Annotated in this window: 2 protein-coding genes and 5 pseudogenes; 3 read left to right on the forward strand and 4 right to left on the reverse strand. The window is 59.5% G+C overall.

Going from position 1 to position 4648, the window contains the following annotated elements:
• A pseudogene (locus PU724_RS33445) lies at nt 1-123 on the forward strand (IS630 family transposase); the annotation flags it as partial.
• A gap of 115 nt (nt 124-238) precedes the next feature.
• Here PU724_RS33445 and PU724_RS33450 read toward each other — a convergent pair.
• A pseudogene (locus tag PU724_RS33450) lies at nt 239-457 on the reverse strand (transposase); the annotation flags it as partial.
• Between PU724_RS33450 and PU724_RS33455 the strand changes: the two are divergent.
• Together PU724_RS33455 and PU724_RS33460 are read left to right on the forward strand one after the other, a co-directional pair.
• Nucleotides 458-610: pseudogene (locus PU724_RS33455) on the forward strand (transposase); the annotation flags it as partial.
• Nucleotides 611-776: 166 nt separating this feature from the next.
• Entirely contained in the window at nt 777-2006 is a 1230-nt protein-coding gene (locus tag PU724_RS33460; RefSeq protein ID WP_354426047.1) for an ATP-grasp domain-containing protein, read from the forward strand.
• Between the two features lie 1252 nt (nt 2007-3258).
• On the opposite strand, the pseudogene PU724_RS33465 reads toward PU724_RS33460, so the two are convergent.
• From PU724_RS33465 to PU724_RS33475, 3 genes and pseudogenes are all read right to left on the reverse strand, one after another.
• A pseudogene (locus PU724_RS33465) lies at nt 3259-3378 on the reverse strand (tyrosine-type recombinase/integrase); the annotation flags it as partial.
• Nucleotides 3379-3444: 66 nt separating this feature from the next.
• Nucleotides 3445-3930 (reverse strand): DNA-binding protein, encoded by a 486-nt coding sequence (locus PU724_RS33470; RefSeq protein WP_354426045.1) that lies wholly within the window; start codon nt 3928-3930, stop codon nt 3445-3447.
• A 272-nt stretch (nt 3931-4202) separates the two neighbouring features.
• Nucleotides 4203-4625 (reverse strand): annotated as a pseudogene (locus PU724_RS33475) (IS110 family transposase); the annotation flags it as partial.
• Between the last annotated feature and the right edge of the window lie 23 nt (nt 4626-4648).

Genomic DNA, 4648 nt, shown 5'->3' on the forward strand with positions numbered 1-4648 from the left:
GCGCCGGGCGTCGCCGAACGGCGCACCCATACCTATGTCCGCAACGGCACGACATCGCTGTTTGCCGCGCTAGATGTTGCCACCGGGGCGGTGATCGGTCAGTGCTACAAGCGTCACCGGGCCACCGGGTCTGCGAGCAGCTTCTCACAGTGAGGACATCTTCGGGTTGGCAGCCGCGTGAAGAGGTCGAGAATGGCTTGTCTAACGGCCGGCATGCTCGGTTGTGGCGGTGGTCCGCCGACTCTTTTTTCCGTCCCGCTGCTTTGAGGCGGCGGGCTTGGAGAAAGGCGTAGGCGATCATGGTCATCAAGGCGTGTCGATGTAATCCCGTCCATGATCGGCCTTCGAAATGGTCGAGGCCGAGTTCCTCCTTCAATTGCTGATGTGCCTGCTCACAGACCCACCTCGCCTTGATCGTGGCGGCGAGCATCTTGAGGCTGGCATCGGCCGGTAAGTTGGTCTCGTCGCGGCAATCGGCGAGGTGATCCCCGAAGCCGCCTGGCAGCGCTGCGCGCTCGATCACCTGCCGAGGAAGCACGGCGACGATTGCCTGCAGGAGCTGCGCTGGCTCCACGACCGGCGCGATCTCGCCGAGGCCAAAGCCGATGTCAAAAACGTCGCAACAAATCCTTCAACTATATTTTACGAACGCTTCGCGACTGCCGATCGTGAACAATGGTACCTTTGCCGCGAAGTCCGAGGTGAGGCACGAATTGACAGCTGAGGCCGTTGACGCTCATACCGCGGCATAGCGCGCAACATCGGAGTCGGCAGCAATGGCAAAAAGAGCACTTATCCTCGTTGAAGGTCATAGCCGAATGGGTCTTCAATACGTCCAAGCAGCCCAACGTCTTGGTCTTCATCCAATTACCCTGTCGGCTGATCCAGCTCAGTACGACTATCTTGCGCCGGAACGCATTGAGGCAATCCGTGCCGATACGGAAAATCTCGATTCGCTGATCCGCGAATGTTCCCGAATATGCGCGACCTATGACATTGCTGGCATTACTGGGTTTTCGCGCGCCGACGAGTCGGCCTGTGTGATGGCTGGCAAGCTCTGCCGGTACTTCGACCTACCAGGACCGAACCCTACATCGATTGAACGATGCTGCGACAAATTCACTCAACGTCAGCTCCTCGCGCAGGCCGGCATTGCAATACCGGCTTATCGCTTGGCAGCGAATGCGACAGAAGTAGAAAGCTATGCCGCGGTGATCGGATTGCCGGTGGTTCTTAAGCCAGCCGTAGGCAGCGGCAGCGTCGGCGTCCGATTGTGCCGCAACGTTGATGAGTTGGCCGATCACACGGCCTATCTATTGGGCGGGAGCCACATTTGGCCGTCTTCACCCAGGATACTCATCGAAGAATTCGCACAAGGCCCGCTTTATTGGGCCGACATAATGGGAGATCAGATCATTGGAATTGGCATCGCTGACTGCGGCCCTCCACCGCATTTCGTCTTTCGTGAGGGCACCATTCCAGCCCCTCTGAATGATGCCGAGCATGAGCGTATCGCCGATGTTTCGCTGAGCTGCTTGCGAGCTCTGGGCCTTGGGTGGGGGCCGACGGGCATAGAATTCCGATGGACGACGCGTGGTCCAGTCGTCATTGAAGTCAATCCACGGCTTCATGGCGCGCCCAATCCCCAACTGATTCAGCAGGCTTACGGTGTCGATCTCATTACCGAGCACATCAAACTTGTCATCGGCGATGAATGCGATTTACGCAGAAAGCATTCGCAGGCTGCGGCCGCGCGATGTCTAAATCCTGATCGCGATGGCTCCCTCGCTTGGATTGACGGCGACAGCCGGGCGGCTGCCATACCTGGTGTCGCCGAGGTCAAATTTTATGTTGAACCCAAGGCGCCGATCGTCAGAAAAGGCGATTACCGGGACACTATCGGGCATGTCATCGCAGTTTCAGGCACCCGAGCTGAGACCGAGGCGATACTTCAGCGCGCCGTAGAATCGATTAATTGGGTGATCACTCCATTTCCGACGCTTTAGCGCGCAGCCGATTCGACAAACTTTTCCCCATCTGCCACGGCTCACTGTCCTTTGATAAGTCGGCTCGATCGCCCGCGCAAGCAATATGGCCATTCTAACACGCGCTGGTGGGGATGGAGACTGTGCGGAGCAGGCTAGTCCTGTACGCTTGAACCACTTGCAGCCTCCTTTCAACAACCGCGCCAGGCAGTGCTTCACCAGATCGATCAGGAGGCGGTCATGCGCGTGATGGCCCCGGATCCAAGATATTCCAGTACTCACATCGGTCTTTGGGACACTGCGCCTGTGGCCAACGACTAAAATACGGGGTGGCACAAGAAGGGCGGCGACCCGGAAAAGGCTAAGCAGCTCTTTAAGGAGGGCCGGATACGCTGGCGACAAGGTCGTCATTCTCGATCCGACGTACTGGCGCGAAGCCGACAATGCCTCCCAGCTATTCGCGGCGGCACTACAGAAGATTGGAGTCAACGATGTGAGGTCGGGAAAGTACATCGCGCCGATCGCGCGCCGGAAGTCCCTCACCGGTCTCGTCGGTAAGCCCGCGATCGTTCCGATGTGGAACATGGAAAAAGCCGCTGAGCTCGCGCCACAATGGATTGGGGAGCACTCTCCACGCGCCGGGCAAACAAAGGCCCCGTTGAGGGCGGCGCCTGGAACATGTTCATCACGACGGAAATGGATTACTCCCCTTGGGGATCCGCTCACGGACCCCCTCCTAACCGCGAACGGCGACCAAGCTTGGTACGGCTGACCGAAGAATGACGAATACGAGGCGCTGCGGGCCAAATAGGCAAATGTTACAACAGTCGAAGAGCGAAAAGCGCTTGCACGCAAGATTGAAGGGATCTGGTGGGACTTCGTCGGCGCCTGAGCGAGGCAGTCTACATCCTTCGCAGGTCGGTATCTTCGTCTTCCTGCGTCTCAGGCTGGCGGCGTTGGGGCAAACAGCTTCATAATACCCGCTATCAGTCGGGCGAGACGATTATCCGTTACCGTTTCCATCCCCGTTAAGGGAAACGGTTACGGTTGCCGGGCGCAATCATCGTGGTGACGAGGTCGGTCTGACCATCCGCCAGCGTGACAGCACCCTGGCGCATCTGCCGATTTTGGATGACGGAAGATCAAGCGAAGGCGATGATAATGACGGAGCGTCCCCGTCTGCCGCTGGCGTCATGAACCTGCCGATATGCCTCGCCGTGGCGGCCGAAGATATATCCGCCACCTCCAGTCTCGCGGACAGGGGCGGAACCGGTCAGCCCGGCGGCACCACTTCAATGTTCAGCCTGTCGAGCGGGCTCGTCGTGCGCCGGATGAGGCCGTTCGAGACCTTGGCGTAGCGTGCCGTCGAGGAAAGATTGTTGTGGCCAAGCACCCACGAGTCATAATGCTCACTTTCTATGTCATTGAAAATCAAAGCGCTGTTGAGCGGGATCGGCTGTTAGCGGACGCTGCGGGGCATTCTGCGTGCGATAGGCGGCGATATCCGCCGCCTTGAATGCCCGGGCGCGGCATAACATATTTGCCGCCCTTCGATGATGCCGAGGCGGGCCATGCGCAGCGCCGTCATCACGCTCACATCCATGATTTGCGCGGCAGCTTCAAGCGTCATCTCGCCCCGCTCAGCCCATTCGCTCGCGCGGTGGACGGAAATGTCGTAATGGCTGCGGAACGAACAGATCCGCGCCTGGGCCCAGCCATTGCCTCGCCCGGTCGGCTTACCGGCGCGATTGAGACGCCGCGCAATCTGGCGGTCGGGCATCAGGCGCGCCAGCTCCCGGACCAGCGTCAAAGTGTACTCGGGGACTGTCCAGCGATGCTTGCCGCCGGCGTTCATCCTCAGCTTCAATGCGGTGTGGCCCCCTCCCTGCCAATGCAGGACCATCTCGATAACGCCACCTTCGATGCGGGCGACGATCTCGCTCAAGGCTGCGCGAACGATTCTCTGCGCGTCGCAGATGCTGCTGCCGGGTGTGACCAGGCGAGATCGAGATCGGCGCCGAGCCGCATGAGCCGTCCTTCTCTCCCAGCGGAGATGGTGTTCTCGCCTCGAGCACAGCAATGTCGCCTTCGATCTGGTGCACGGCCACCATCATGGCCAGCGGCCTGAGGCCGCACAAAAAAAGGCCGAACACAGGAATGAACCTGACCGCTTCAGTATTGCCATTGTCAGAATCTTCTTGCTCAACGGGGGCCGTCCACACAGCCATACTCGGCCAGATGCGCCCGCATCGCGCTGATTTGCGCTGTGCGCTGCCGAACCAAGAGGTGGCGAGCCCGATGAAGCATCAGAATGCTCTGGGCATCCGCCGATTTGACAGCCACGAACCGCATTGTCGGTCGCGTCACCGCCTCGCAGATCGCTTCCGCGTCGGCCGCATCGTTCTTGTTGCGCTTGACGTAGGCCTTTACGCAAGCCGGCGGCATCAACTTGACCACATGCCCAAGTGCAATCAGCTCCCGCGCCCAATGGTGCGCCGTCGCGCAGGCCTCCATGCCGATGGGCGGTTTGAAGTCAAAGCGCCTCCTTCTCTTTTCGCTTTGCCGGCATTGGACGTCTTTCGCGGGGCCTTGCTTCTCTCCGGGATCGGCGCTCTGGCCCTGCCCTCTATGGGGATTCAGAAGAATGGGTGGAACAATCTGTC

This window comes from Mesorhizobium abyssinicae (assembly GCF_049887195.1).
In the GTDB taxonomy this organism is placed as follows: Bacteria; Pseudomonadota; Alphaproteobacteria; order Rhizobiales; family Rhizobiaceae; genus Mesorhizobium; species Mesorhizobium abyssinicae.